29 protein-coding genes and 2 pseudogenes are annotated in these 23,731 nt (G+C 47.8%); 9 read left to right on the forward strand and 22 right to left on the reverse strand.

Translation table 11 applies throughout. The features are described from left to right. Window positions 1–2: 2 nt before the first annotated feature. From deoB to BAMF_RS31915, 11 genes are all read right to left on the reverse strand, one after another. The gene (deoB, locus tag BAMF_RS31865; RefSeq protein WP_041481654.1) at window positions 3–1,187 is read right to left on the reverse strand and encodes a phosphopentomutase; all 1,185 of its coding nucleotides are present in this window, start codon (window positions 1,185–1,187) and stop codon (window positions 3–5) included. Between the two features lie 169 nt (window positions 1,188–1,356). Beyond that, entirely contained in the window at window positions 1,357–2,247 is an 891-nt protein-coding gene (gene xerD, locus BAMF_RS31870; RefSeq protein WP_013352749.1) for a site-specific tyrosine recombinase XerD, read from the reverse strand. A 7-nt stretch (window positions 2,248–2,254) separates the two neighbouring features. Further along, on the reverse strand, window positions 2,255–2,482 hold the full coding sequence (locus BAMF_RS31875) for a YqzK family protein (protein WP_013352750.1): 228 nt from the start codon (window positions 2,480–2,482) through the stop codon (window positions 2,255–2,257). A 114-nt stretch (window positions 2,483–2,596) separates the two neighbouring features. Continuing rightward, window positions 2,597–3,046 carry a ferric iron uptake transcriptional regulator gene (gene fur / locus BAMF_RS31880; protein ID WP_013352751.1) on the reverse strand — a complete coding sequence of 150 codons (450 nt, stop codon included), beginning with the start codon at window positions 3,044–3,046 and terminating at the stop codon, window positions 2,597–2,599. A 112-nt stretch (window positions 3,047–3,158) separates the two neighbouring features. Further along, window positions 3,159–3,803 (reverse strand): stage II sporulation protein M, encoded by a 645-nt coding sequence (gene spoIIM, locus BAMF_RS31885; protein ID WP_013352752.1) that lies wholly within the window; start codon window positions 3,801–3,803, stop codon window positions 3,159–3,161. Between the two features lie 75 nt (window positions 3,804–3,878). After that, the gene (locus BAMF_RS31890) at window positions 3,879–4,106 is read right to left on the reverse strand and encodes a hypothetical protein (RefSeq protein ID WP_014470621.1); all 228 of its coding nucleotides are present in this window, start codon (window positions 4,104–4,106) and stop codon (window positions 3,879–3,881) included. Window positions 4,107–4,160: 54 nt separating this feature from the next. Further along, on the reverse strand, window positions 4,161–4,451 hold the full coding sequence (locus tag BAMF_RS31895; RefSeq protein ID WP_013352754.1) for a hypothetical protein: 291 nt from the start codon (window positions 4,449–4,451) through the stop codon (window positions 4,161–4,163). A gap of 112 nt (window positions 4,452–4,563) precedes the next feature. Continuing rightward, window positions 4,564–5,877 carry an NAD-dependent malic enzyme gene (locus BAMF_RS31900; RefSeq protein WP_013352755.1) on the reverse strand — a complete coding sequence of 438 codons (1,314 nt, stop codon included), beginning with the start codon at window positions 5,875–5,877 and terminating at the stop codon, window positions 4,564–4,566. Window positions 5,878–5,889: 12 nt separating this feature from the next. Beyond that, window positions 5,890–7,296, reverse strand: a complete 1,407-nt coding sequence (nhaC, locus tag BAMF_RS31905; protein ID WP_013352756.1) for a Na+/H+ antiporter NhaC — start codon at window positions 7,294–7,296, stop codon at window positions 5,890–5,892. A gap of 141 nt (window positions 7,297–7,437) precedes the next feature. Continuing rightward, window positions 7,438–8,865 (reverse strand): aspartate ammonia-lyase, encoded by a 1,428-nt coding sequence (gene aspA, locus BAMF_RS31910; RefSeq protein ID WP_003153322.1) that lies wholly within the window; start codon window positions 8,863–8,865, stop codon window positions 7,438–7,440. 37 nt (window positions 8,866–8,902) lie between these two features. Then, complete coding sequence (locus BAMF_RS31915) at window positions 8,903–9,892, reverse strand: type I asparaginase (RefSeq protein WP_013352757.1); 990 nt, start codon at window positions 9,890–9,892, stop codon at window positions 8,903–8,905. A 175-nt stretch (window positions 9,893–10,067) separates the two neighbouring features. Here BAMF_RS31915 and BAMF_RS31920 point away from each other — a divergent pair, with 175 nt between their 5' ends. Next, on the forward strand, window positions 10,068–10,421 hold the full coding sequence (locus tag BAMF_RS31920) for a helix-turn-helix domain-containing protein (protein ID WP_013352758.1): 354 nt from the start codon (window positions 10,068–10,070) through the stop codon (window positions 10,419–10,421). Window positions 10,422–10,430: 9 nt separating this feature from the next. Here the strand turns inward: BAMF_RS31920 and BAMF_RS31925 are convergent, their stop codons facing one another. Both BAMF_RS31925 and BAMF_RS31930 read right to left on the reverse strand, forming a co-directional pair. Beyond that, window positions 10,431–11,594 (reverse strand): TIGR00375 family protein, encoded by a 1,164-nt coding sequence (locus tag BAMF_RS31925; RefSeq protein ID WP_013352759.1) that lies wholly within the window; start codon window positions 11,592–11,594, stop codon window positions 10,431–10,433. Then, a complete protein-coding gene (locus tag BAMF_RS31930) occupies window positions 11,594–12,148 on the reverse strand; it encodes an NUDIX hydrolase (RefSeq protein ID WP_014470622.1) in 555 nt (184 codons plus the stop codon). Before BAMF_RS31930 ends, BAMF_RS31925 begins: the two co-directional genes overlap by 1 nt. A gap of 78 nt (window positions 12,149–12,226) precedes the next feature. Here BAMF_RS31930 and mciZ point away from each other — a divergent pair, with 78 nt between their 5' ends. Together mciZ and BAMF_RS31940 are read left to right on the forward strand one after the other, a co-directional pair. Further along, window positions 12,227–12,349: a Z-ring formation inhibitor MciZ gene (gene mciZ / locus BAMF_RS31935; protein ID WP_013352761.1), complete on the forward strand. Its 123-nt coding sequence runs from the start codon at window positions 12,227–12,229 to the stop codon at window positions 12,347–12,349. A 62-nt stretch (window positions 12,350–12,411) separates the two neighbouring features. Then, window positions 12,412–13,332 carry an aldo/keto reductase gene (locus BAMF_RS31940; RefSeq protein WP_013352762.1) on the forward strand — a complete coding sequence of 307 codons (921 nt, stop codon included), beginning with the start codon at window positions 12,412–12,414 and terminating at the stop codon, window positions 13,330–13,332. A 33-nt stretch (window positions 13,333–13,365) separates the two neighbouring features. Here BAMF_RS31940 and BAMF_RS31945 read toward each other — a convergent pair whose 3' ends face one another. After that, window positions 13,366–13,590 carry a YqkE family protein gene (locus tag BAMF_RS31945; RefSeq protein ID WP_014470623.1) on the reverse strand — a complete coding sequence of 75 codons (225 nt, stop codon included), beginning with the start codon at window positions 13,588–13,590 and terminating at the stop codon, window positions 13,366–13,368. A gap of 142 nt (window positions 13,591–13,732) precedes the next feature. On the opposite strand from BAMF_RS31945, the pseudogene BAMF_RS31950 reads away from it, so the two are divergent. Continuing rightward, window positions 13,733–14,646 (forward strand): annotated as a pseudogene (locus tag BAMF_RS31950) (alpha/beta hydrolase). Window positions 14,647–14,685: 39 nt separating this feature from the next. On the opposite strand, the gene BAMF_RS31955 reads toward BAMF_RS31950, so the two are convergent. The 5 genes and pseudogenes from BAMF_RS31955 to BAMF_RS31970 form a co-directional block, all read right to left on the reverse strand. Beyond that, window positions 14,686–14,925 carry a DUF2552 family protein gene (locus tag BAMF_RS31955; RefSeq protein ID WP_003153307.1) on the reverse strand — a complete coding sequence of 80 codons (240 nt, stop codon included), beginning with the start codon at window positions 14,923–14,925 and terminating at the stop codon, window positions 14,686–14,688. Further along, entirely contained in the window at window positions 14,900–15,262 is a 363-nt protein-coding gene (locus BAMF_RS31960; protein ID WP_013352765.1) for an iron-sulfur cluster biosynthesis family protein, read from the reverse strand. The genes BAMF_RS31955 and BAMF_RS31960 overlap by 26 nt, the downstream gene beginning before the upstream one ends. A 71-nt stretch (window positions 15,263–15,333) precedes the next feature. After that, complete coding sequence (locus BAMF_RS31965) at window positions 15,334–16,302, reverse strand: GNAT family N-acetyltransferase (protein WP_013352766.1); 969 nt, start codon at window positions 16,300–16,302, stop codon at window positions 15,334–15,336. 26 nt (window positions 16,303–16,328) lie between these two features. Further along, a pseudogene (locus tag BAMF_RS42130) lies at window positions 16,329–16,543 on the reverse strand (hypothetical protein). A 12-nt stretch (window positions 16,544–16,555) separates the two neighbouring features. After that, window positions 16,556–17,026 (reverse strand): GNAT family N-acetyltransferase, encoded by a 471-nt coding sequence (locus BAMF_RS31970; RefSeq protein WP_013352768.1) that lies wholly within the window; start codon window positions 17,024–17,026, stop codon window positions 16,556–16,558. Window positions 17,027–17,241: 215 nt separating this feature from the next. Between BAMF_RS31970 and BAMF_RS31975 the strand changes: the two genes are divergently transcribed. From BAMF_RS31975 to BAMF_RS40835, 5 genes are all read left to right on the forward strand, one after another. Then, window positions 17,242–18,468 (forward strand): DNA polymerase IV, encoded by a 1,227-nt coding sequence (locus BAMF_RS31975; protein ID WP_013352769.1) that lies wholly within the window; start codon window positions 17,242–17,244, stop codon window positions 18,466–18,468. Between the two features lie 14 nt (window positions 18,469–18,482). Then, complete coding sequence (locus BAMF_RS31980) at window positions 18,483–18,827, forward strand: YolD-like family protein (protein ID WP_013352770.1); 345 nt, start codon at window positions 18,483–18,485, stop codon at window positions 18,825–18,827. Between the two features lie 98 nt (window positions 18,828–18,925). Beyond that, a complete protein-coding gene (locus BAMF_RS31985) occupies window positions 18,926–19,132 on the forward strand; it encodes a YqzH family protein (RefSeq protein ID WP_014470629.1) in 207 nt (68 codons plus the stop codon). A gap of 73 nt (window positions 19,133–19,205) precedes the next feature. After that, entirely contained in the window at window positions 19,206–20,276 is a 1,071-nt protein-coding gene (locus BAMF_RS31990) for an AI-2E family transporter (protein ID WP_013352772.1), read from the forward strand. 89 nt (window positions 20,277–20,365) lie between these two features. Further along, window positions 20,366–20,530, forward strand: a complete 165-nt coding sequence (locus tag BAMF_RS40835; RefSeq protein ID WP_013352773.1) for a DUF4083 family protein — start codon at window positions 20,366–20,368, stop codon at window positions 20,528–20,530. A 19-nt stretch (window positions 20,531–20,549) separates the two neighbouring features. On the opposite strand, the gene coaA is transcribed toward BAMF_RS40835, so the two are convergent. The 3 genes from coaA to BAMF_RS32005 all read right to left on the reverse strand — a co-directional run bounded on the left by coaA (window position 20,550) and on the right by BAMF_RS32005 (window position 23,728). Further along, a complete protein-coding gene (gene coaA, locus BAMF_RS31995; RefSeq protein ID WP_013352774.1) occupies window positions 20,550–21,509 on the reverse strand; it encodes a type I pantothenate kinase in 960 nt (319 codons plus the stop codon). A gap of 75 nt (window positions 21,510–21,584) precedes the next feature. Next, on the reverse strand, window positions 21,585–22,934 hold the full coding sequence (gene dsdA, locus BAMF_RS32000) for a D-serine ammonia-lyase (RefSeq protein ID WP_013352775.1): 1,350 nt from the start codon (window positions 22,932–22,934) through the stop codon (window positions 21,585–21,587). A 17-nt stretch (window positions 22,935–22,951) separates the two neighbouring features. Beyond that, window positions 22,952–23,728: an SDR family NAD(P)-dependent oxidoreductase gene (locus tag BAMF_RS32005; RefSeq protein WP_013352776.1), complete on the reverse strand. Its 777-nt coding sequence runs from the start codon at window positions 23,726–23,728 to the stop codon at window positions 22,952–22,954. Between the last annotated feature and the right edge of the window lie 3 nt (window positions 23,729–23,731).

Below are 23,731 nucleotides of genomic sequence, written 5' to 3' on the forward strand. Positions count from 1 at the left end.
CCCTACTGTAATCTTGATAAAAAGCTTTTTCCGTATTCCGGCTTTTCTGTTTTGAAATTATCCGCAATGGTTGCGCCGATATCGGCAAATGTATCCGCAAGCGGCAGTTGTTCAGTGTGCTTATGCTTTTTGCTGTAGACAAGAAGCGGCACATACTCCCGCGTGTGGTCTGTCCCGTGATGGACAGGGTCGTTGCCGTGATCCGCCGTAATGATGAGCAGGTCGTCTTCTTTCATTTTTTCAAACACTTCCGGAAGCCTCGCGTCGAATTCCTCAAGCGCTTTTCCGTACCCTTCCGGATCACGGCGGTGTCCGTACAGCGCATCAAAATCAACGAGGTTGGCAAAGCTCAGACCCGTAAAATCTTCGCCGATCGTTTCAATGACTTTGTCCATGCCGTCCATATTAGATACTGTGCGGCGTGACGAGGTAATGCCTTCTCCATCATAAATATCAGAAATTTTGCCGATGGAAATGACGTCAAATCCGCTGTCCTTCATTCCGTTCATTACCGTGCGGCCGAACGGTTTGAGGGCATAATCATGGCGGTTCGGCGTACGCGTGAAGCTGCCCGGTTCTCCGACGAACGGTCTTGCGATAATCCGGCCGACCATGTATTTCGGATCAAGCGTCAGTTCTCTGGCCGTCTCACAGATGCTGTACAGCTCGTCAAGCGGAACGACATCTTCGTGAGCCGCAATCTGCAAAACGGAATCTGCTGATGTATAAACGATCAGCGCACCCGTTTCCATATGTTCTTTACCGAGCTCGTACAGAATCGCCGTTCCTGAAGCCGGCTTATTTCCGATGATTTTCCGTCCCGAACGCTGCTCAAGCTCCTGAAGAAGCTCATCCGGAAATCCTTCCGGGAACACTTTAAACGGTTTTTCAATATAAAGGCCCATAATCTCCCAGTGGCCTGTCATCGTATCTTTCCCGTTTGACGCCTCCTGCATTTTACCGTAGTACGCAAGAGGGTGCTCCGTTTTTTCCACTCCCTTAATGTCTCCGATCAGTCCGAGACCGAGCTGAGCCATATGGGGCATATGTAAACCGTTCATGTGCTCTGCGATATGTCCGAGCGTATTTGCGCCTATATCATTAAAATCGGCCGCGTCCGGCGCTTCACCGATTCCGACAGAATCCATTACGATCAAAAATACACGTTTATATTTGTATTCAGACATCATAAAAGCCTCCTTTTCTTCCATCTGTCCATTGTAGCTTACAGAGGTCAGACAACTCAAGTATAAACCGTTTACATTCTTATTGACAATGCCCATTCAAATAATAAGAACCTTCTCTGTATTCCGCCAATCCGACAGAAAAAAGCCGCAGCCCCTCTGGCAGCGGCTCCTAAGCGCGCGGATGATACTGCTTGTACACGTCCTTCAGCCTTGTTTTCGACACATGCGTGTAAATTTGCGTCGTGGAAATATCGGCATGTCCGAGCATCTCCTGTACGGCGCGCAGGTCCGCCCCGTTTTCAAGCAGGTGCGTTGCAAAAGAGTGCCGGAGCGTGTGCGGTGTCAGTTCTTTTTTAATGCCCGCCTCAAGTGCGATTTTTTTCAGGTTTTTCCAGAATCCCTGCCGGCTGATCTGGCGGCCGTGATGATTCAGAAAAAGTGCTTCGGTCACGTTTTTCTTTAATAATTTCCCTCTGGCTTTTTCAATGTACGCTTCGATCGCATGGGAGGCGGCTTCACCGATGGGCACAATCCGCTCTTTCCGCCCTTTTCCGAAGCAGCGGACAAATCCCATCGTCAAATGGACATCAGATAATTTCAGCTCGATCATCTCGCTGACCCTGATACCCGTTGCATACAGCAGTTCAAGCATGGCTTTATCCCTGAGACCGAACGGACTGTCAAGCTTAGGCGTGTCCAATAACCGCTCTACTTCTTGCAGCGCCAGCACTTTTGGAAGCGCCCGCTCTGTTTTTTGTGTTTCAATATGTACCGAAGGATCTTTATCCGCGGCTTTTTCCCTTAACAGAAACTGATGAAAAGACCGGATCGACGCCAAATGTCTGGCAGACGTCTTACCGGATTTTCCGGAGTCCTTTAAATGCTTTAAATATTGAATAATATGAAGACGGGTCACATCATTCCATGAAGTGATCTGAAGGGTTTCAGTTAAGAAGAGAGAATAACTTTTCAGATCACGCTCATAGGACATCATCGTATTTTGGGACAGCCCTCTTTCAACCCTCACATAATGGATGAAATCCTTAATTTGATCCTTCACTCTTGATCTACTCCCCGTTTTGGTAAAAAAAGATCAATCGGCCGAACCAGCCGTCTTTCTCCTCATGTTCCGTTTTGGCCACTTTGACGGCGGAGCCTTCCGGTTTATCGTACCGATGATAGTTTTCATACTCTGAATTCACCCATATCATAGCATAATAGAACAGTGCGGTAAAACCTGTGAACAGAATAAACACTTTGATCGTATCCGCGGCTGTTTTTATGAATCTGCCCATCTTTCGATCGATCCTTTCTTTGGCGGCTGTTAGTACACCTTATGCCAATTTCAAAGGCTTTTATACATAAAAACAGCAAAAAACCCTTTCCTGACAGAAAAGGTTCATAGGCTTTTATTCTGTTTCATCCTCGCGGCAGCGGTGGCAGATTCCGTGAAAAGTCAATCTATGATCTTTAATTTTAAATTTCCAATCACGTTCAATCACTTCTTCAACGTCTTCAAGCAGATCTTCTTCAATTTCATCGACGGCTCCGCACTCCATACACACCAAGTGATGATGAAAATGGGCTGCGCCTTCTTTGCGAAGGTCGTAGCGGGATACGCCGTCCCCGAAGTTAATTTTATCAACGACTTTTAATTCTGTTAATAATTCTAATGTACGGTATACTGTAGCGAGACCAATTTCAGGAGATTTCTCTTTTACGAGGAGGTATACATCTTCTGCGCTTAAATGGTCTTCTTCGTTTTCAAGCAGCACTCTTACCGTTGCTTCACGCTGTGGCGTAAGCTTGTAGCTTGACGAGTGCAGCTGCTTTTTAATTCGATCAATACGGTTTTCCATGTCTTTCCCTCCTACGCCGCATTCCATGACTCATTATAACAAAATACGCGGAGAGTTCCAACTATAATTATTATAAACTGATAAATAAAAGTATTATTTTGTGATAATCATTCTAAAATATGCGCGATGACAGCTTTTCCATAAACACCGGAGACACGTAGGCTTCCAGCAGCGAAGCGATGACTGAGAAGAACACGATAAGAATCAGCACGAAGGCGTAGCGTCCGAACCATTGGATCGGCGCGTCATGAAGGCTGCGTTTGACAAACAGCTGCCGGATCAGTTTCAGCGAAAAAGCGATGGAGCATGTCCCCATGATAAGGTATGCCGGAATGAGAACGATGTTTTGCGGCAGCACCGAAATGAATGACAGGAAAAATCCGTTCATCCCCATTTGATTCACTAAAAATCCGACCGTGAAGCCGACGACGATTCCTTTCAAAAACACCATAATGAAAATAACCGGAAGACCGATAACGGAAATGCCGAGGATCCACATCAGACCCAAATATTTTACATCATGAAAGACGGCCTGCCAAAACATTTCTGAAGAGCCCGCATGTTTTCCGTCAGACAGCTGTCCGAAAAACTTGCTTAAATAGTAATACAAATCTTCTTTCTGCGTGATGGTCATGCTGTTGACAATGATTGCGCCGAAAATGACGCCCATTAAAAACAAAACGAACACAAATATATAAAGTGACAGATGATCCTTTACATGGCGAAAAAACAGTTCTTTGTACGATTGTTTTCTCATACCGCTTTCCTCCCGCTAATCTATTGACTTGATTTAGTAGATTGTATGAAAGAAAAGAGAAAACATGACAGAGAATCATAGAAAGGCGCGAGATTCCGGCATAAAAAAAGAACCCCCGTCATCACTCCGGTGATCACAGGGGTTCCTTTTTTTATGTTTTATTCTTTCCAGCCTGTCTTTTTTCGTTTTTGTCACTCTTTCATGCGTGCTGAAGGACGGCGCCTCCCCCCTTGACAAGACTGCGTCACGCATTCCGTTTCTTCTGAGATGCTCCCGCATTTTTTTCGCTTTGCTCTTCGCCATGTGCCGATCGCTCCTTTTCCTTTTCTCTATCATAACAAAAAAATCCAAGTGCGTTCATGAATACGGCTTATGTTTCGTCCGGTAAGCGCGCAGAGACGTTTTGGCAGATGAAAAGCTCCCGATCGCGGCGTATCCGTAAAAGAATCCCATAAAAATCCCCGCATACACGTGTTCGTGGTGACCGAAAACGATAGACACAACATTTCCGACAACAAGGGCAATCGTAGGAACGAATATGCCAGGAACCCGGCAGAACACTTTGATCAGCTGTGTGACGCATAAGACGATCGGCACGCCGATCACAGCATCCCAAATATTTGTATGGATCAGCGGAAAATAATCCACATTGACACCTCTTTACTCCGTCTTTTGCTTTCTGTTAGCCTGCCAAAGAATTCCGCTTCCTATTCATATAAAAAAACAGCACCGGACACATATCCGGTGCTGCAAGCATTATTTATTTTCCCGCCGCGGCCCGTTCTACGGCTGCTGATACGGCCCGATGCACGTCCGCGTCCAAAGGCTGAGGCACGAGATCACCGTGTTTCGTGCAAGAGGCGATGGCTTCTGCGGCCGCCACAAGCATTTCATGGTCAATTTTCTTGCTTTTAGCGTTCAGCGCGCCGCGGAAAATACCCGGGAAGCCGAGAACATTATTGACTGAACGGCCGTCGGCTGCATAGGCGGCTCCGGCTTGTAATGCCTCTTCCGGTTCAATTTCCGGTTTCGGGTTAGATAAGGCCAGAATAACTTGTCCCTTTCTGACATCTTCTTTTTTAATTAGACCCGGAACTCCGGTAGTGCTGATCACGATGTCACACGTGTCCATTAAATCCTTGATGCTTCCGAGCGGCTGACCTCCGTATTGAGCGAGGCGGTTCATTGCGTCTTCCGACTTGTCCGTTCCGCAGACCGCTTTGACCCCGTATGCCATAAACATGCGGCAGATGGCGACGCCTGCCGCGCCGAGACCGATCTGTCCGACCTTCGCTTCTTTTAAATCAAGGCCGGCGCTTTTACAAGCGGAAATGGCGGCAGCGAGAGTGACGACTGCCGTGCCGTGCTGGTCATCGTGCATAACCGGAATGTCCAATTCTTCCTTCAGGCGGTCCTCAATGTCAAAGCAGTGAGGCGAACCGATATCTTCAAGCAGAATTCCGCTGAACCCCGGAGAAATATGTTTTACCGTGCGAATGATTTCTTCCGGATCGGAAGTATCGAGCAAAATCGGAATTCCGCTGATGCCTGCCAGCTGGTCAAAAAGCGCTGCTTTCCCTTCCATTACGGGCATTCCGGCGACAGAGCCGATATTGCCGAGACCGAGAATCGCAGTACCGTCGGTGACAATGGCGACAGAATTGCTGATTGTCGTATAGATGGACGCTTTTTCAGGCTCCTTTTCGATCAGTCTGCACACATCAGCGACGCCCGGTGTATAAACACGGCCAAGCTCAGCCAATGTTCGGATCGGCATTTTGCTCTTCATCTGAATTTTCCCGCCTTCATGGGCAGAGAGCACTTCATCTGAGACTGTGTGAAGCCGGATGCCTTCACCGAGAGCTTCAATGGCTTGAATGATTTCCTGCAGCTGCTCCTCATTTTCGGCCTGCACCGTAATGTTGCGCATCGTGTAGTTCGGGCCGACTTTTACGGTTTCAACTTCCCCGATATCTCCGCCCATCACTCCGATGGCGGTTGCCACTTTTCCGAGATTTCCGGGAACAGTCGGCGTTTCAATCATTAAAGTCCGAATCATATGCTTTGTAATCATGAAATGAACCTCCTAACCCAATTTTTGAGATTGCATGGATTTTTCTTTCGTATACCAAATGAATTTTCCAGTGTATCCGTACAATATTGCCAGTCCGATAGACACGAAACTGAGCCACATGAACGGCAGATAAGAAAATGTGGATACTCCGAGAATGCCGGCCATATAAATTCCGTTGTCAGACCACGGCACCATCCCTGAAGTAAGCGTACCGCCCACCTCTGCGTTCCGGGATAAAATTCTTCTGTCAAGTTTCAGTTTATCATAACTGTTCTCCATGATTTTTGGCGTCAGAATCAATGACACATACATCGCACAGCCGAAAATGTTTCCTAAAAGAGCGACGATCAACGTCGAAAGCGTTACATTTCCCGGTGTGGTCAGTTTTTTCTCAAAAGTTGAGACAATCACTTTTAATACGCCGAGCTTTTCAAGAATTCCTCCAAAACCGAGACCGAACAGGATAACGACCAACGTATCCAGCATACCGGTGATACCCCCGCGGTTTAACAGGCCATTCAGAAATTCGACGTCCGTTTTAATGGAAAAACCATTATAAGCAGTCGCGATGGCACTGGCAAAATTCATTCCTTGAAACACAGAGGCCCAGATTGCGCCAAGCAAAGCTCCGATGACGATGACGGGCATAGACGGCTTTTTCAAAATCAGAAGGACAACGACGATAACAGCCGGAATGAGCATCCATATATGAATATCAAACGTTTTCTGCAATGAAGATTTTAAGAATTCAACTTTATCAAGATCAATATTTTTTCCGCCGTATATAAATCCCGTTACGGTAAAAAGAATGGCCGTAATAATATAGGACGGAATTGACAGATACATCATCGCTCTGACGTGTGACAGCACATCCACCTTAGAAAGCGTGGAGGCAAGCACCGTACTGTCAGACAGCGGTGAAAGCTTGTCCCCGAAGTAAGCGCCGGACAAAACGGCTCCCGCTACGATCGGAAGCGGTATGCCCATTCCCTCTCCGATGGCCATCATTGCGATTCCCGCCGTTCCCACCGTTCCCCAAGACGTTCCGGTCGCAACAGACATAATGGAACAAATAACCAGTGTAGCAAGCAGGAAAACATGAGGATTAATAAACTCTAAACCATAATAAATTAAAGTCGGCACAACCCCGCCGGCAATCCATGTTCCGATAAGCGCACCGACCGAAACAAGAATCAAAACCGCTTCAAGACCGTTCGATATCCCGGTGACAATAGAGGACTGCAAGTCTTTATATGAATAGCCCAGCCTGACTCCGAGAATAATAGCAATAAACCAGGATATAAACAGAGCAAGCTGGATCGGCAGGTCTAAAAACACCGTAAATGATAAAACAAGCGCTAAAAACCCGAATAATAAGATGATAATTTCCAATAAATTTGGCAATCTGACCTCTTTCACAAGAAAATCCCCCTAGAAGAAAAAAGCTAAAACGCTTTCATCAAATAATATAACAAATTATACTATACTGCCTCATCCCTTTGTATGGCAACCGCCTATTCACCAAAAAACGTGAAAAGGCGGCTGTTGTTGCTTAAAAATTTATTTTTCCAAAAGATCTTTTCCAGCGATCCCCGGTTTTGTCATTTCATATGGATTCAAAATGATATCCAATTCTTCTTCTGTCAATACATCATTTTGAAGGCAGAGATCCCTTACAGATTGCCCCGTCATGATTGCTTCACGGGCAATTCGCGCAGCCGCCTCATACCCAAGGTGCGGATTGACCGCTGTAATGACGCCGACGCTTTTTTCCACGTATTGCTTCAGGCGTTTTTCGTTGGCTTCAATTCCCGCCAGACAATGATCGGTAAATGAGCGGAAACCGTTGTTCATAATGCTGATGGATTGCAGCAGGTTAAATACGAGTACCGGCTCCATTACGTTAAGCTCCAGCTGGCCCGCTTCTGAAGCGAGGCAGATCGTATTGTCATTCCCGATAACCTGGAAGGCGATTTGGTTGATAAGCTCTGCCATTACAGGGTTGACTTTCCCCGGCATAATGGATGATCCCGGCTGACGGGCGGGCAGGGAAATTTCCGCAAGTCCCGCGCGCGGGCCTGAAGCCATTAAGCGCAGATCGTTGGCGATTTTAGACATGTTCATCATGCATACTTTCAACGCAGCTGAAACTTCCGTATACGCATCGGTGTTTTGTGTGGCATCAACCAAATGGCCTGCGCCGACAAGCGGCAGTCCGCTGATGTCAGCAAGGTGCTTCACAACCTGTTCTATGTAGCGCGGATCAGCGTTAAGTCCCGTACCTACGGCCGTTGCTCCCATGTTTACTTCATAGAGATGCTGGCGGGATTGTTTAATTCGTTTTATATCACGCTCAAGCACGCGGCTGTATGCTTCAAATTCCTGTCCGAGACGGATCGGCACAGCGTCCTGAAGGTGTGTGCGTCCCATTTTAATGACGGAATCAAATTGTTTCGCTTTATCTTTAAAGACACTCAGCATATGCGCCATCGTATCAAGAAGCTTATCAAGAAGTTTTAAGGTAGAAATATGAATCGCTGTCGGGAACACGTCGTTCGTCGATTGTGACATATTGACGTGTGTGTTCGGGCTGAGGTGAATGTATTCACCTTTTTTATGGCCCATGATTTCAAGCGCTCTGTTGCCGATTACTTCGTTGGCATTCATGTTCATGGACGTTCCGGCTCCGCCTTGGATCGGATCGACGATGAATTGGTCATGCCATTTTCCTTCAAGAATTTCGTCTGCGGCCTGGACAATCGCGTTTCCGATTCCTTCATACAGCCGTTTTACATCCATATTGGCTAGCGCCGCCGCTTTTTTGACGATGGCGAGCGCATTAATCATTTCTTCATGGATGCGGTAGCCGGTAATCGGAAAGTTTTCTTTTGCGCGCAGCGTTTGGATCCCGTAATACACATCAGCTTCAATTTGTTTTTCTCCAAGGAAATCTTTTTCCTGACGATATTCTTTTTGCGCGTTTGTCATGCTAAAACCCTACTTTCTCTTTGTCTTGGTCATATTTTTACAGTACTACGTCGTCTGCGATCGGTGTCTCCATAATACTTTTAACTTCAGCCAAATTGTGAGACTGGCCGAGTGCCCACATTAATTTCGGCACGATGGCTTCTGTGTTCATATTTCTGGAGCGGATAATGAGATCTTGATTGACTCTTCGTCCGACTTCATAGACGCTCATGTCCTCTCCTTCTTCAAGGCATTGGGTCGTAATGACAACGACAATGCCGCTTTCAATCATTTCATTGACTTTGGCGAGAATGTCTCTACCTTCAAACGGTACGCCGCCGCTGCCGTAGCTTTCAATGACGATTCCTTTGTACATGCCTTTTAACGCGTCAAACATTTCCGGTTTAAGTCCCGGATGGAGCTTGAGGAGACACACGTCCGTGCAAAGTGAAGTATTCACCGTAAAGGCATCGTCTTCCGGCAAGTGCACGTGTTTATTGTATTCAATTCCGTTTTCGGTAATAAACGCGATATACGGATAGTTAATGCTCTCAAATGCATCATAGCTTTTCGTTCTTAATTTAATGGCGCGGGTGCCTTGAATGACTCTGCCGTCAAATACGACATATACGCCGCCCACACCTTCACATGCGAAGCGGATCGCGTCCGTGATATTTTTTTTGGCATCGGTTTTTTGAAATGTAATCGGGATTTGCGAACCCGTAATGACGATCGGTTTATCAGCATGCTGAAGCATATAAGACAATGCCGCTGATGTATAAGCCATTGTGTCTGTACCGTGTGTAATGACGAACCCGTCGTAAGCGTCATATTTTTCTTTGACAGCATCAGCTATTTGGACCCAATATTCAGGCTGCATATTTGTGCTGTCGATGTTCATTAACGAATGGGTTTCCATCGTGTAATCGTTATCAAGTTTTGATACGTAGGTTAACAATTCATCTGCTTTCACTCCGGGTGCAAGCCCGTTTTCTCCTTCGACTGAGGCGATTGTTCCTCCGGTTGTTAACAGCAATAATTTTTTCATACCCTGCACCTCTTCATCATTTCTCAAGATGTTTTAAGCATTCGCTTTTCGCATACTTTTAATCAAATTATAGACAGACAAATGAAATTAATCAAGTGATTATTATTCAATTCGCGTACACTTTTACATATCGATATGATATAATTTGCTCAAGTGAAAAGGAGCGGTTTTTAATATGAATTTAGATCGTTTAACTGAACTGAGAAAAAAGAAAAATTGGTCTCTTCAATATACGGCTGACCGGCTCGGCATCGCCAAGAGCACGTACGCCGGGTATGAATCAGGCTACCGGCGTCCGTCATTCGAGGCGCTGGGAACGCTTGCCGATCTGTTTGACACGACGTGCGACGATTTACTGGGGCGCACTGAAAAAAAGGCGGAGCCGTTTACCCAGACCATCGAATTAACAAAAGCCGCACAAGGCCGCGGCACACTGACCGTTGACGGGCAGCCGCTTAATCAGGATGAAATCATCGAATTAATTGCGTTTGTCCGAACGAAAAAGAAGGTACAGGAGGAGCTCCGCTGAAAAATTGCTTTACGGCTTTATCCGGCCGTACGTTCCCCCGCCCCCGGCCTCAAGGGCGAGCTGTCCGGTGCGCGCTTTATGAATGACGGCCGCTATTTTAGGCTGTACGACACGCGCCAAGTCCTCTTCTTTTGCCCGATGAAGAATCGCCATCTCCGTCCCGAAAGCCCGCTTCAGTTTTTCTAATGTTTTCGGCCCGACTCCGGGAATGAACTGCAGCGGGATTTGATGAATATACGGAGGCCGCGGCACGCGGCTTTTTTCCGATCCGCTCAGTTCCTCGAGCCGTTCACTGACCCCTTTTGTCATTGTTTTTCCCCCGCACTCCGGACATGCGGAAGCTCCTTTTTCAACCGGGCTGCCGCAGCGGTCGCAAGCCGTCCGGTAATACTTCCCTAGCTTCGGATTCAGTCCGTAATTCGCCGTGATTTTTCTTCCGTCCTTCCCTTTTAAAGCCAGCGAAAATTCCGTGAAATTCGCTTCCTTAAGAAGCATTTCATTATATTCTCTGCCGATTTTCCCTAAGGAATGCGCATCAGAATTTGTTAAAAATGTATACGGGTCAAGTTCTGTTAACCGCGAAGCCATATCGGTGTCGCAGCTTAATCCGAGTTCCGCCGCATCAATGAGCGCCGGGTCGAATACTTCTCTTAAAGAAGATCTGACCCCTTTTCCGTACAGGCTTTTATGCGGGGTGAACATATGGGCGGGAATAAACAGCCCGCCCAATTCCTTTGTTTTCTTTTGGAGATTCAAACCTGTTTCATAAATGCGCTGTGAACTGAGATGGATGTTTGTAAGCCTTTTTGCGAGCCACTCGGAAAACATCTTCATTTCGGCAAGAGCCGGCATAAAGACGAGAACGTGAATCGGCCCGAGGCATGTATGATCATAGATTTCAAGCTCACTTCCCAACAGAAGCGTGGTATTCCGATACCGGATGCCGCCTTCTTTCAGTTCACGGTATCTGCCTTCTTCAATTCCGCGCTCGATTTCTTCAATGACTTCCGGGGAATGGCAGTCGATGATGCCTAAAAGTTCAATTCCCTTCCCCTCGCTTGCTTCTTCTAATATCCGGTGCAGCGTCAATGTTTTGGCTCCAGTGATTTTGACCGGTTTTCCCGTATGGGTGCGCCCGATATGAATATGCAGATCCGCATAAATGGTTTTCATCATTTTTCCTTCAGCGCTTCTTTCAGCTGGAGATACTGAATCGCGTACGCCGTTTTAGCGTCATACACCCGGCGCTCTTCGGTCAGTTTCACGGCCTCATCAAGCGTGACCTGCATCACTTCGACAAATTCGTCCTCATCCAGCTCGCGCTTTTCTTCTAGCGGCGAAAGCCCTTCAGCAAGAAAGAGGTGCACGATTTCATCAGCAAATCCGGGTGATGTATAAAAAGCGGTAATTTTCGTCAAGGTTTCCGCCGTATATCCCGTTTCTTCCTCCAGCTCTCTTAAAGCGGTATGCTCGGGCTCTTCCCCCTTTTCAAGCTTGCCGGCCGGGATTTCAACGATAGTCCGTTCCAGCGGCTTTCTGAACTGGTTCACCAAAATGATTTTTCCTTCTTCGGTCACCGCAAGCACGGCCACCGCCCCCGGATGCTTGACGATTTCCCGCTTGCTTGTTTTTCCGTTCGGAAGCTCTACATCTTCTAAGTAAAGGTCTATGACTTTCCCGTCATACAGCTTTTTTTTCGCTAGTGTTTTTTCTTCTAAATGTTCCATCATTTCATCTCCCGTTCTGTCTCTCTATTATGCCTCATATATTTTATCATACATGCATACGAGGGAGGTGCTTTTCGATTGAAGGTATACCGGAAGGATAACAGCATCGTATTGGTCGGAAAGGCTTGGGAAGTGCGGGCTAAACTGAAAGAGTACGGGCGGACATTCCGCTATGTCGGAGATTGGATCACCGGGCCTTAACAGTTGAAAACTTCGCGCCTTTATATTACGGTCAATAAAAGACCATAAAAAGGAGCGAAACAATGAGAAAACGCACGCTAGGACGTTCTGATTTAGAAATAAGCGAAATTGGGCTCGGCTGCATGTCGCTGGGCACGGATAAAGCTAAAGCGCTGTCTATTTTGGATGAAGCGATTGAGCTTGGAATCAATTATTTAGACACTGCCGATCTTTATGATTTCGGCAGAAATGAGGAAATTGTCGGAGAGGCCGTCAAAAACCGCAGGCACGATATCATTTTAGCCACGAAAGCCGGGAACCGCTGGAATGATGAGAAAGACGGCTGGCATTGGGACGCTTCCAAAGGATACATAAAAGAAGCGGTCAAAAACAGCCTGCGCCGGCTGAAAACGGACTATATCGACCTTTATCAGCTGCATGGCGGCACGATGGAGGATAACATCGACGAAACGATCGAAGCATTCGAGGACTTAAAACAGGAAGGTGTCATCCGGTATTACGGCATTTCCTCGATTCGTCCGAATGTCATTAAAGAATATGTGAAAAAATCAAATATCACCAGCATTATGATGCAGTACAGCCTGCTGGACCGGCGTCCCGAGGAGTGGCTGCCTCTTTTAGAGGAGAACGGAATCAGCATAGTCGCCAGAGGACCGGTCGCTAAAGGGCTTCTTACGAAAAAACCGCTTGATCAAGCGGCCGCAAGCATAAAAGAGAACGGCTATTTAACATATTCTTTTGAAGAACTGGCAGAAACCAAGAAAGCGATTAACGCTGCCGCCCCTGATCTGAGCATGACGGAGCTTTCTCTTCAATACTTGCTTTCACAGCCGGCCGTCGCTTCTGTCATAACGGGAGCCAGCTCACTTGAGCAGCTGAGAGAAAACTGCTCGGCAGCAGAGGCCCGGCGTTTAAGCAGCCAGGAAATCAAAGCCCTGCAATGTCATACAAAACGGGACGTATACGAAGCCCATCGTTCTTAAACAATAAAACCGGCACCTTTTCAGATGCCGGTTTTATTTATATTTGTGCCAATCGAGACTGCTTTCATTCAGCAGCTCTTCAAAGCTTTTATTTTTTTCTATTTCTTTTCGCTTTCTGATTTGTTCGGCCTTTTTCTGTGCCTGTTTTTTCTCGTCTTCTTCCTTCAGCTCACTTTTCATTTGCAAAAGCTTGGCCTTCAGATCTTCCTCCAGATCGTCTTTTAAGCTGTGTTTTTCTTTAGGCAGCTGCTTTTTCATCATTACGCCCCCGTATCTGAATATGCTGAAGCAAGTGTACCACGGAGCGCCGGAGGCCGGCAACTGTCCTTCTTTTGTTCAGCTGCCTGAAAACCCGGGAAAGGATTTTCTATATTTCTGTCATTTAAAGGAGGGTTCCTGCGTGAAAAAATGGCTGGCGGTGTTCGGTTCGGCTTGTGCAGTCTTTTTAGCTGCCGGATTTGCTCTTACGAATCTGATTATGTTTATTAAGAAAAAAACGGATGAAGATATCATGAAAGAGAAACGGCGGACGGACATGATCTATTTGATTCCTTTCAGACCATGGAAAAAGAAGAGGCCGTCATCTTGTCACGCCACGGGTATGAGATCAAAGGCTTTTACATTGCCCCGTATGATACGGCAAACACCATGATTATTTGTCACGGCGTTACCATGAATTCGTTCAACTCATTGAAATACATGGATTTGTTTTTAGATTTAGGCTGGAATGTGCTTATGTATGACCACCGCCGGCACGGTAAAAGCGGCGGCAGAACGACGAGCTACGGCTATTTTGAAAAAGATGATTTGGAAGAAGCCGTGAATTGGGTGAGAAACAAAACCGGAGACGGCGGTCAAATCGGCATCCACGGCGAATCGATGGGGGCGGTGACGGCCTTATTATATGCGGGCGGGCATCAGAACGGCGACGGCGCTGATTTTTATATTGCGGACTGCCCTTTCGCAAGCTTTCACGATCAGCTCGCCTACAGACTGAAGCGGGAATTCCGGCTGCCTCCGTGGCCGATTCTGCCTTTGGCTGATTTCTTTTTGCGGATGAGAGAGGGATACCGTATCCGTGATGTATCGCCTTTGTCGGTGATCAGCCGCATCCGGCAGCCCGTGCTGTTTATTCACAGTAAGGAGGATGATTATATACCTCCTTCTTCTTCCGAATTGCTGCACCGCAGAAAACGCGGCCCGAAGATGCTGTATCTTGCCGAATCGGGCGGGCATGCCATGTCGTACACCAAAAATCCGGAAAGCTACCGTAAAGCCGTTCAAACCTTTTTAGATACCATGACGCAAACGTAAAAAAGCGAAAGAACGTATGCTCGTTCTTTCGCTTTCCCGTCATAAAACGTCGGTAATCCCGTCCATATTTTCTCCGATCCAGTCAATGGCGAGGTCGATTGTCGTAAATTCCTGCGCTTTGAAGGTCATCTCATCCTGAAGCAACCAGACATCCTTCTGAACGGATTCAGCGCCTCCAATGGACCAGTGCAGCAGACTGTACGGGTGGTTGTTGTTCAGGAAGGATACCCACGTCTTATGCTGTGCCGTCTGTTTAATGGCTTTCAGCTTTTGATTCACTTTCCGTTTCTCCCTGCTTTACTAATATGCTCATTCTCGGGCTCAGCATCTCTGCCGGGCTTTTTAAGACGAGCGTTTTCGCCTTTTCATTGTAATCGATTGTCATTTCCTCGTCAAAAAACACTTTTTGAGAGGTCTGGATGTAAAGCGGAAGTCCGTTGGTTTCAATGCGTTCGCATTGCCCCGTTAATTCGTCCGTCAGCCAGATGGTCGGCACGCCGCTGACAGCGCATCCGCAGCCTTCTGCGTCATAGCGGAGCTGCGCTTTTTTCTGCGGGTTGGCGTCCATCGCCTGCTGGAATGTATGTTTCGCCGCATCCGTCACATGTATTTGCATAGATGATCCTCCGTTTTTCATTTTCGCCAATTGTAGCATACCGCGCCGCTGTATGCATTGTTTCTGCTTTTTTACAGCAGACCGCTCTCCCAGTCCTTCGCCTCTTGTTCAGCCGCCTTGATCCAGTCATTTTTCCCTTCAATATACTTTCCCATATCGTACGGGTATGTCTCGGCGAGCTGCTGTTTCAGCTCCATGTATTGAGCCGCTTTTTCAGGTCTTGCGGTGAGGTAATCCCGGAACAGCAGATGACGCTTTACGTCCGCATGTCCTGTTTCGTATATGTGGACGTGGTGTGTGCGCTTGTTGCCGCCTTTTTGAAAAAAACGCCTTCCCTTTATCCCGTTCTCCCCTTTTGCCTCATAGCCGAGTGCTTCCAGCTGCGGACGGTATCGGTCAGCATCCAAAATATCTTTGACCTCCGCCAGTATATCAATGACCGGTTTTGCGGCCATCCCCGGGATGGAGGTGCTTCCGATATGGCTGACAGAATGGAGTGCGGGTCCGAAGATTCGGATCAAAACCGCCTTCTCTCTCTCAAACATCTCTTTCCATTCCGCCTTGTACGGAATGACTTCCGCTTTCCTCTTCGGATAAAAATGAAAAAACGAGAGGGTCAGCCCTTCCGGCGTCTCAATCTGTCCGGCTTCCGTGAACCCGGTTTTTAAATAGAGAGAGACTGCCGGAACGTTTTGTTTAGCGGTAGCCACCTCTATTTTTTGAGCGTCCCGGTTCTCGTCTATCACAAATTGAAGAAGCGCCCGTCCGATTCCTTTCCGAAAGCCGGACGGGTGCACCGTCAGCCGGCATATGACAAGTTCATATCCCTTTTTTTCATACGAAATGACGCCTATGAGCTGATCTTTTGCCTTGAAACCGGCAAACGTCTCCCGTGACCGCTGTATGTCACGCGGTGTCTCATGCAGAGCGGGAATGCCGAAAAAGCCGATCAACTCGGCTTCTTTTTGATAAGAGCAGCGCTGAACCGCTGCAATTTCCCGCGCCGTCTGTTCTTGTGTATGCTGTAAAAATGTAATCAATCTTCCACTCCTTTTGGTGCAAACCGCTATGACTCCGTTTTCGTTATGCGGATCGCGTACGCACTTTTTCCTTTTTGTTTTGCCGTCCGGTGGCCGGTATGGTCTTTCCGCGGTTTCATCGCATCCATGAACGCTTTCTTCGCCTAAAAGCCCCGCTGTCAGTATGCTCAGATTCTCCCTTTATTGATGAAAAAATGACCGCATAATAAGGCGGTTTGGGCGTGTCAGCTAAAAAACCCATATTCGGCCTCCTCTATATGTATTTCACAAACAGAATCCGGTCTTGGCCCGGGCCGTCATAATTCGCAAAAACAGGGATTCCGTTTACGGTTTTGGTTCCTTTTTCAGGTTCAAAGCCTAACTTTGTATGATAAGCAATTGACACTTTATTAACAGGCGCCGTCACGCAATTGACTTTTGTGCAGCCCCTTTTTTTCACCGTCTCCATAAATCGGTCGTAGAGCTGTTTTCCAATTTGCATTTTTCTGAAATCCGGGTGCACACCGGAAAAATGAATGTAGGCCGTCTCAGGGTCTGACTGTGACTGAAACCCAATTAAAAAACCGGTCATTCCCTCCGGCCCGTATGTAATAAAGCTTGTGTCCTGAAAATGTTCAAAAAACAAGCGCGGCAGTTTTTCTTTCATTTGCCTGCCGCCCCACCATTCATTCAAAACAGACGTAACCATTTCATAGTCTTCAGAGGTGATTGTTCGAATATCCATTTTCGATTGACTCTCCTTTTCGTCCGGCAAAATGAATGTCAGCTCTTCTCATTGGAATATAAAAAATTATATGTGGGTTATTTGCAATTGTAAATGATTTCTTTTTATGCGAACGAATCAGCCGTCTCCCAATCGGGGAATGATTTACCAGTATAAACGCGGTCATTGTTCGGGTACAATGAAAAACAGAACAAACGTTCCCGGAGGTTTTTTTTATGGCTGATATTCTTCTTGTTGATATGCAATCGTTTTATGCGTCTGTAGAAAAAGCGGAAGCGCCTCATCTTAAAAACCGGCCCGTCATCGTTTCGGGAGATCCCGAAAGACGTAGCGGGGTCGTGCTTGCGGCTTGTCCGCTCGCCAAACGATACGGCGTAAAAAACGCCGAACGGCTGTGGGAAGCGCAGGCCAAATGCCCCGACGCCGTTATCGTCCGTCCGCGGATGCAGCGGTATATTGATGTATCCGTCATGATTACCGAACTGTTTGAGCGGTATACCGACCTTGTAGAACCCTACTCCATCGATGAGCAGTTTCTCGACGTGACCGGAAGCAGGCGGCTGTTCGGTGATCCTTTTACAATCGCCGAAAGCATTCAACAAGCGATTATGCGTGAATTCGGTATTTATGCCCGTGTCGGCATCGGGCCGAATAAAGCGCTCGCGAAAATGGCTTGCGACCATTTTGCCAAAAAAAACGCATCCGGCATCCACAGGCTGGATATGTCAAATATCAGGCAGGATCTGTGGCCTCTGCCGGTCGGAAAACTATTCGGCATCGGAAAACGGATGGAGCATCATTTAAGACGGATGGGCATCAGCACAATCGGCGGGCTTGCCGGGCATCCTGCCGAACTGCTGAAAAAACGGTGGGGCATTAACGGCGAATTGCTTCAGCGGACGGCCCGCGGCATCGATCCCTCTCCAGTCACCGTAAACACGCACAGCCGGCAAAAAGCGATCGGCCATAACATGACGCTCCCCAGGGACTACTGCCGCTTTGAGGATATCAAAGTCGTTTTGCTGGAGTTAAGCGAAGAAGTGGCCCGCCGCGCCCGTTTCAAACAGTACATCGGCCATACGGTTTCGGTCAGCATCAGAGGCGCAGATTTTGATTCTCCTTCAGGTTTTCACAGACAGAGAAAGCTCGTCTCTCCGACCAATTTCGGAATGGATATTTTTAAAGCGGCGGTCAAGCTCTTCAAAGAGCATTGGAACGGTGAGCCCGTCCGCAGCGCCGGCGTCGCCCTTTCCCAGCTGGAGCCCTGTGATTATGTTCAGCTGAGCCTGTTTGATTCCCTGGAAAAAAAGATCAGCCTCGGCAAAGTATTGGATGATATTCATGAGCGGTACGGCCCCGCGTCGCTGCTCCATGCCGCTTCGCTGACAGAGGCCGGCCAAGCCTTTCACCGGGCCGAAAAAATCGGCGGGCACTACAAATAATTGAGGTGATATACATGAATCCGAACAAATTAACCCCCGGGTATAATGTCATGTGGGAGTCAAGCCGGATGATGCTGCCCGAACATCGGGAGCAGCTGCTTGCAAAAAAACGAAAAGAACGGGAATTCCGGCCTCCGGAACTGAGCGAAGAGCAAATGAACGACATGAACCGCACCATTACGGCGTCGATTGAAGAAGACAGGGCCATTTCGGTCACCTACGCTTCAGCACACGGCCCCCGCCGGTTTTGGGGATGGGTAAAACAAGTGATGCACGACGAAAAGCGTTTAAAAATCATAAACGATGAAGATGCATTATCGCTGCCGTTTCATCTTATTCTCTCAGCTGAATTGGAATAAAAAGCCCATCCCGTCCTGACAGAAAATATGATAGAAGAGTGGGAGGATCATATGATATTTAGTAGAATAGATGAATGATAAGAATAGGAGAATATATGATGGATCAATTTATAGAAAAAATGCTGGGACAGGCCCTCCGCCAGTATGGACGGAATGTGTCGACAGATCCGCTGAGCCCCTATGAAAAACAGCGTTTAAAAAAAGCTTTAGAAGAAAGAAGGAACGAAGAACCCGATGAGGATCTCCATGCCCATGTAGAAGATATTATCTACGATTACGTCACCAACCAGGGCCAGTTCTCCTGACACTGACGTTTATGCACCGGGCGATAAGGGAAACGGTCGAGAGTAAACCCTTAAAGATTGCGTGGTGCAGGAGATGCCAGTCGGGCCTTATTTCAAGATCGGATATGCCGTTCTTTTGTTATTCCTCATTATTTATCTCGGAACATTAATAGACTTTTTGTTCCAGCCTGTTGTGATTACGGCTAAAACCTTGTTTCCGCCCATTGTATTATCGGGGGTCCTTTACTATTTGTGCCGCCCGATCGTCAGAGTGCTGCATGAGAAAGTAAAGCTGCCCGAAGGCATCGCGATTTTAGCGATTTATGCGGTAACAGCCGGCCTTTTTGTCCTCTTCCTTTATACGGCGGGCCCTGCCGTTCAAAAACAGTTTGCAGCCTTCACAGATCATATCCCTGAGCTTTCCGCAAAAGCTGAAAATTGGATCAGACACCTTCAGGACAGCAAATGGTTTTCCCGGATTCAGCATGAGGATTCCTTTAAAAAAGCAGCGGACAAAGCCGCAAATTATTCAGGTTCAATCGCTGATTCTCTCAGCAGCCTGGCCGGTGCGGCTGCCAATGCCGCCATCACCGCCGCCATCATTCCGTTTGCGCTGTATTACATGTTAAAGGAAGGAAATAAAGCGCCCCGGCGGCTGCTGCGGCTTCTTCCGGAAAAACATCAGAAAGAAGGAAAACAAATCCTTCAGGACATGGATGAGGCTCTCAGTTCATACATACAAGGACAGCTGCTCGTCAGTTTTTGTGTCGGTGTTCTCGTTACGACCGGCTATTTCATAATCGGGCTCGATTATCCGCTCGTCCTGGGTGCGTTCGCCATGGTGACAAACCTGATTCCGTTTATCGGGCCTTGGATCGGCACATTTCCGGGAGTCATTGTCGGATTGTTCGATTCACCGACGCGAGCGGTGCTGGTGGTTATAGTCGTCGTCATTGTCCAGCAGCTTGAAAGCCAGCTGATTTCCCCGCAAATTATGGGCCGGAAGCTTGACATTCACCCGCTGACCATCATTTTTCTTCTGCTTGCCGCCGGTAAATTCTCGGGTATTGCCGGGATGCTGCTGGCCATTCCCGGCTATGCGGTTGCAAAGGTGATCATAAGCCATATGCAGAAACTGTTCATTCTCAGAAAAAAACAAGGCTAGAGAGAAACGATTCACCCCTCATGCCTTCACATCGGTTAAAATAAAAAAAAGGCGGGCTGAAGAATCCCGCCCCACACGGAGGTCAAAAGATGAACATCGGTGATGTCATTTTTCAATTCGTTTCATTTATTGCATCCGCGATTTTCCTGTTTGCCGTGATATACGTATTCAGAAGCATGAAGCAGCGCCGCCAGCAATTGGACAGGATCGAAAAGAAACTCGATGCGCTGCGCGAAGAAAAAAACCGCAAATAAGGGGGTCGCGGGATTTGTGTCACACCCGTCTTACCAGCACCTCTTCAACTTTATGGCCGTCACCTTTTCTCAAAATCAAATCTGATCTGAATTTTGTCGGCAGAATATTTTCATACAGATTCGGACGGTTGACGCTCTCCCAAATGGAGGCGGCCATGGCATCCGCTTCTGCATCAGACAAATCCTTAAATTTATGAAAATAAGAAGCCGGGTCCTGAAAAGCGGTTTCTCTTAAAAGGCGGAAGCGCTCCAAATACCACGTGAAAATCCGGCTTTCTTCCGCATCCACATAAATCGAAAAATCAAAGAAATCCGATACAAAAATCCGCGGATCTTCCCTGTCGTCCTCTAAAGTCGGCGACTGCAGGACATTGATTCCTTCGATAATGACGATATCCGCACCTTCGACAACTTCGACGGCGCCCTCTTCCCTGTCATAAGTAAGATGGGAATATAGGGGCGCCTCCACTCTCTCTTTCCCTGATTTTATATCATTCAGAAACTCAAGCAGCGCTTTTACGTCATAACTTTCCGGGAATCCCTTTCTGGACAGAAGGTTCTTCCTTTTTAATTCCGCCGTCGGATACAAGAAACCGTCGGTTGTCACCAGACTCACCTTCGGCCTGTCCGGCAGACGGGAAAGAAGCTTTTGCAAAATTCTCGCCGTCGTGCTTTTGCCGACGGCGACGCTGCCCGCGATCCCGATAATAAACGGGATTTTCGCTGAATGCGGATGCTTCAGAAACACGTTGACATGCTGATTCCGTCTTGCGGCAGACGTGACATGAAGGTGGAGCAGGCGCACAAGCGGAATGTAAATCGTTTCTACTTCTTCAACCGATAGGTAGTCGTTCAGCCCCTCTACGGCCTTGGCTTCTTCCTCTGAAACGGCAATGGAAAGATGGCCGCCGAATCCGGACCACGACTCGCGGCTGTGCTGCGTGTACAATGTATGTAAGTTCAATTCTTTACTTTTCACAATTCACACCAATCTCTCTGTATGGCTTTCCGGTTAAAAAACAAACGCTTACAAAGATTGTAACGGAAAACCGCTTCACTGTCTGCCCATTTTTTTCGCAAACGAGGAACCGATGCGGCTGTACTCTTCCATTTCCTCGTCCGGAACCATGCTCCCGCCGGTGCTCCACACAAGATGCACGGCATTTTCCATCTCAAGCCCCCGCTCTTTTATATAACGGTTTCCCGCTTCGGTCTGAACGAACTTGACAGCTCCGGCCATACCGGCGAGGGCAGAAGGCTCAAGGCTCTTATTCTCGGACGCTCTTAATTGATAAAGCAGCGAAAAAAGCGTGCTGTCATCAGCGGTATAACAGCCGCTGAGTATAGGTTCCATAAGAGGGCCGGCCAGTCCGGACGGCCTTCCCACCGCAAGTCCGTCGGCGGCCGTTTGATTATCAAGACCGATATCCTGCACGCTGATTCCGTCATGCAAACCGGAAAACAGCCCTAACAGCATACACGGTGAGTGCGTCGGCTCCCCGAAAAAAATATGGACATGTTCGCCATAGACCAGCTTTAGCGCAAGCGCGACGCCGCCCGGGCCTCCTCCGACCCCGCACGGCAGATAGACGAAAAGCGGCTCATCAGCATCAGGCTTTATGTTCATTTGATCGAGCTGCTTTTTCACACGTCCCCCCGCAACAGCATAGCCCAAAAACAGATCCCGTGAATGCTCATCATCAATAAAATAACAATAAGGGTCCTGCTGCGCCTGAATACGCCCCTCTTTAACAGCCAGACTGTAGTCTGCTTCGTATTCGATGACGCGGACCCCTTTTTCCCGGAGCAGCTCCTTTTTCCACTGCTTTGCGTCACCGGACATATGCACGGTCACACAAAAGCCGAGCTTCGCGCCGATTATGCCGATACTAAGGCCTAAATTGCCTGTAGAGCCGACGGCTATAGAATATTTCGAGAAAAAATCAGTAAACCGCTTCTCAGTCAATATGCTGTAATCATCATCTTTTGAGAGCATTCCCGCTTTTTGCGCGAGGTCTTCTGCATGCTTCAGCACTTCGTAAATCCCGCCGCGGGCTTTAATGGAACCGGAAATCGGCAGTTCATCGTCGCATTTCAAAAGCAGACGCCCAGGGAAAGCCCGGCCGGCGCTGTGTTCCAGACGTTTCTTCATTTCATTGATCAAGACAAGCGGAGATTCAATGAGACCTCCCGCCTCTTTCGTCTCCGGGAAAGCTGATGCGATATAAGGCGCAAACCGGCGCAGCCTTTCTTCCGCTTCAGCAATCTCCTCATTCCATTCAGCGGCATGTTTTATGTGATCATCGTTTTTGTGCGGGTTGATCCAAAAGACTTCACGCGCCTCCGCCATTTGCCTGACGAAAGGCTCTTCCATCAATGCCGTGCGTATATCCCGATCAGACATTTGCCTTCTCCCCCTTGTTACTTTTTCTTTAATACCCGGCCGGCCAGTTTTTCTGTAAACGAAGGGAAAAGCTGATACAGCTTCGTCCCGAGGCTCATCCATCCCGGAAGATTAATTTCCCGTTTATCCGTCAAAATCACGGACGTAATGCGCTCTGCCACACGGTCGGCATCAAGCATCCATCTGCCGACGCTTTTAACATAACTGCCCTCTTTATCTGCAATTGTAAAGAAGTCTGTTTTGATCGGTCCGGGATTAACCGTTGTCACAGCTACACCCGTACCGGCCAGCTCGAGCCGCAGGGCATTGGAATACCCTAAAACGGCATGTTTCGTAGCGGAATAAAGGCTTGATTTCGGCGTCGCCAGTTTGCCGGCCTGTGAAGCGATATTGATAATATGGCCGCTTTTGGCATGAAGCATCACCGGCAGACAGGCTTTCGTACAGGCGATTAATCCGAATACATTGACTTCAAACATTGACTTCATATCATCTAAAGATGAATCCGCCGCAGTTTCAAAAATACCGAACCCCGCGTTGTTAATTAATACGTCAACATGACCGATTAAACGCCTTACGTTTTCAGCTTCTTCTGCATGCCGGACGTCAAACGGAATGACATCACACCGTCCGCCCCGCGCAGTAATCGTATTTTTCACTTCCTGCAAGCGGTCTTCCCGCCTGGCGGATAAAAAAACATGGGCCCCTTCTGCCACGCAGGAATATGCAAGCCGTTCTCCAAGTCCGCCTGATGCTCCTGTGATCCAAATCCGTTTATCCGTTAATCTGCCCATTTC

It is taken from the genome of Bacillus amyloliquefaciens DSM 7 = ATCC 23350, from assembly GCF_000196735.1.
In the GTDB taxonomy this organism is placed as follows: domain Bacteria; phylum Bacillota; class Bacilli; order Bacillales; family Bacillaceae; genus Bacillus; species Bacillus amyloliquefaciens.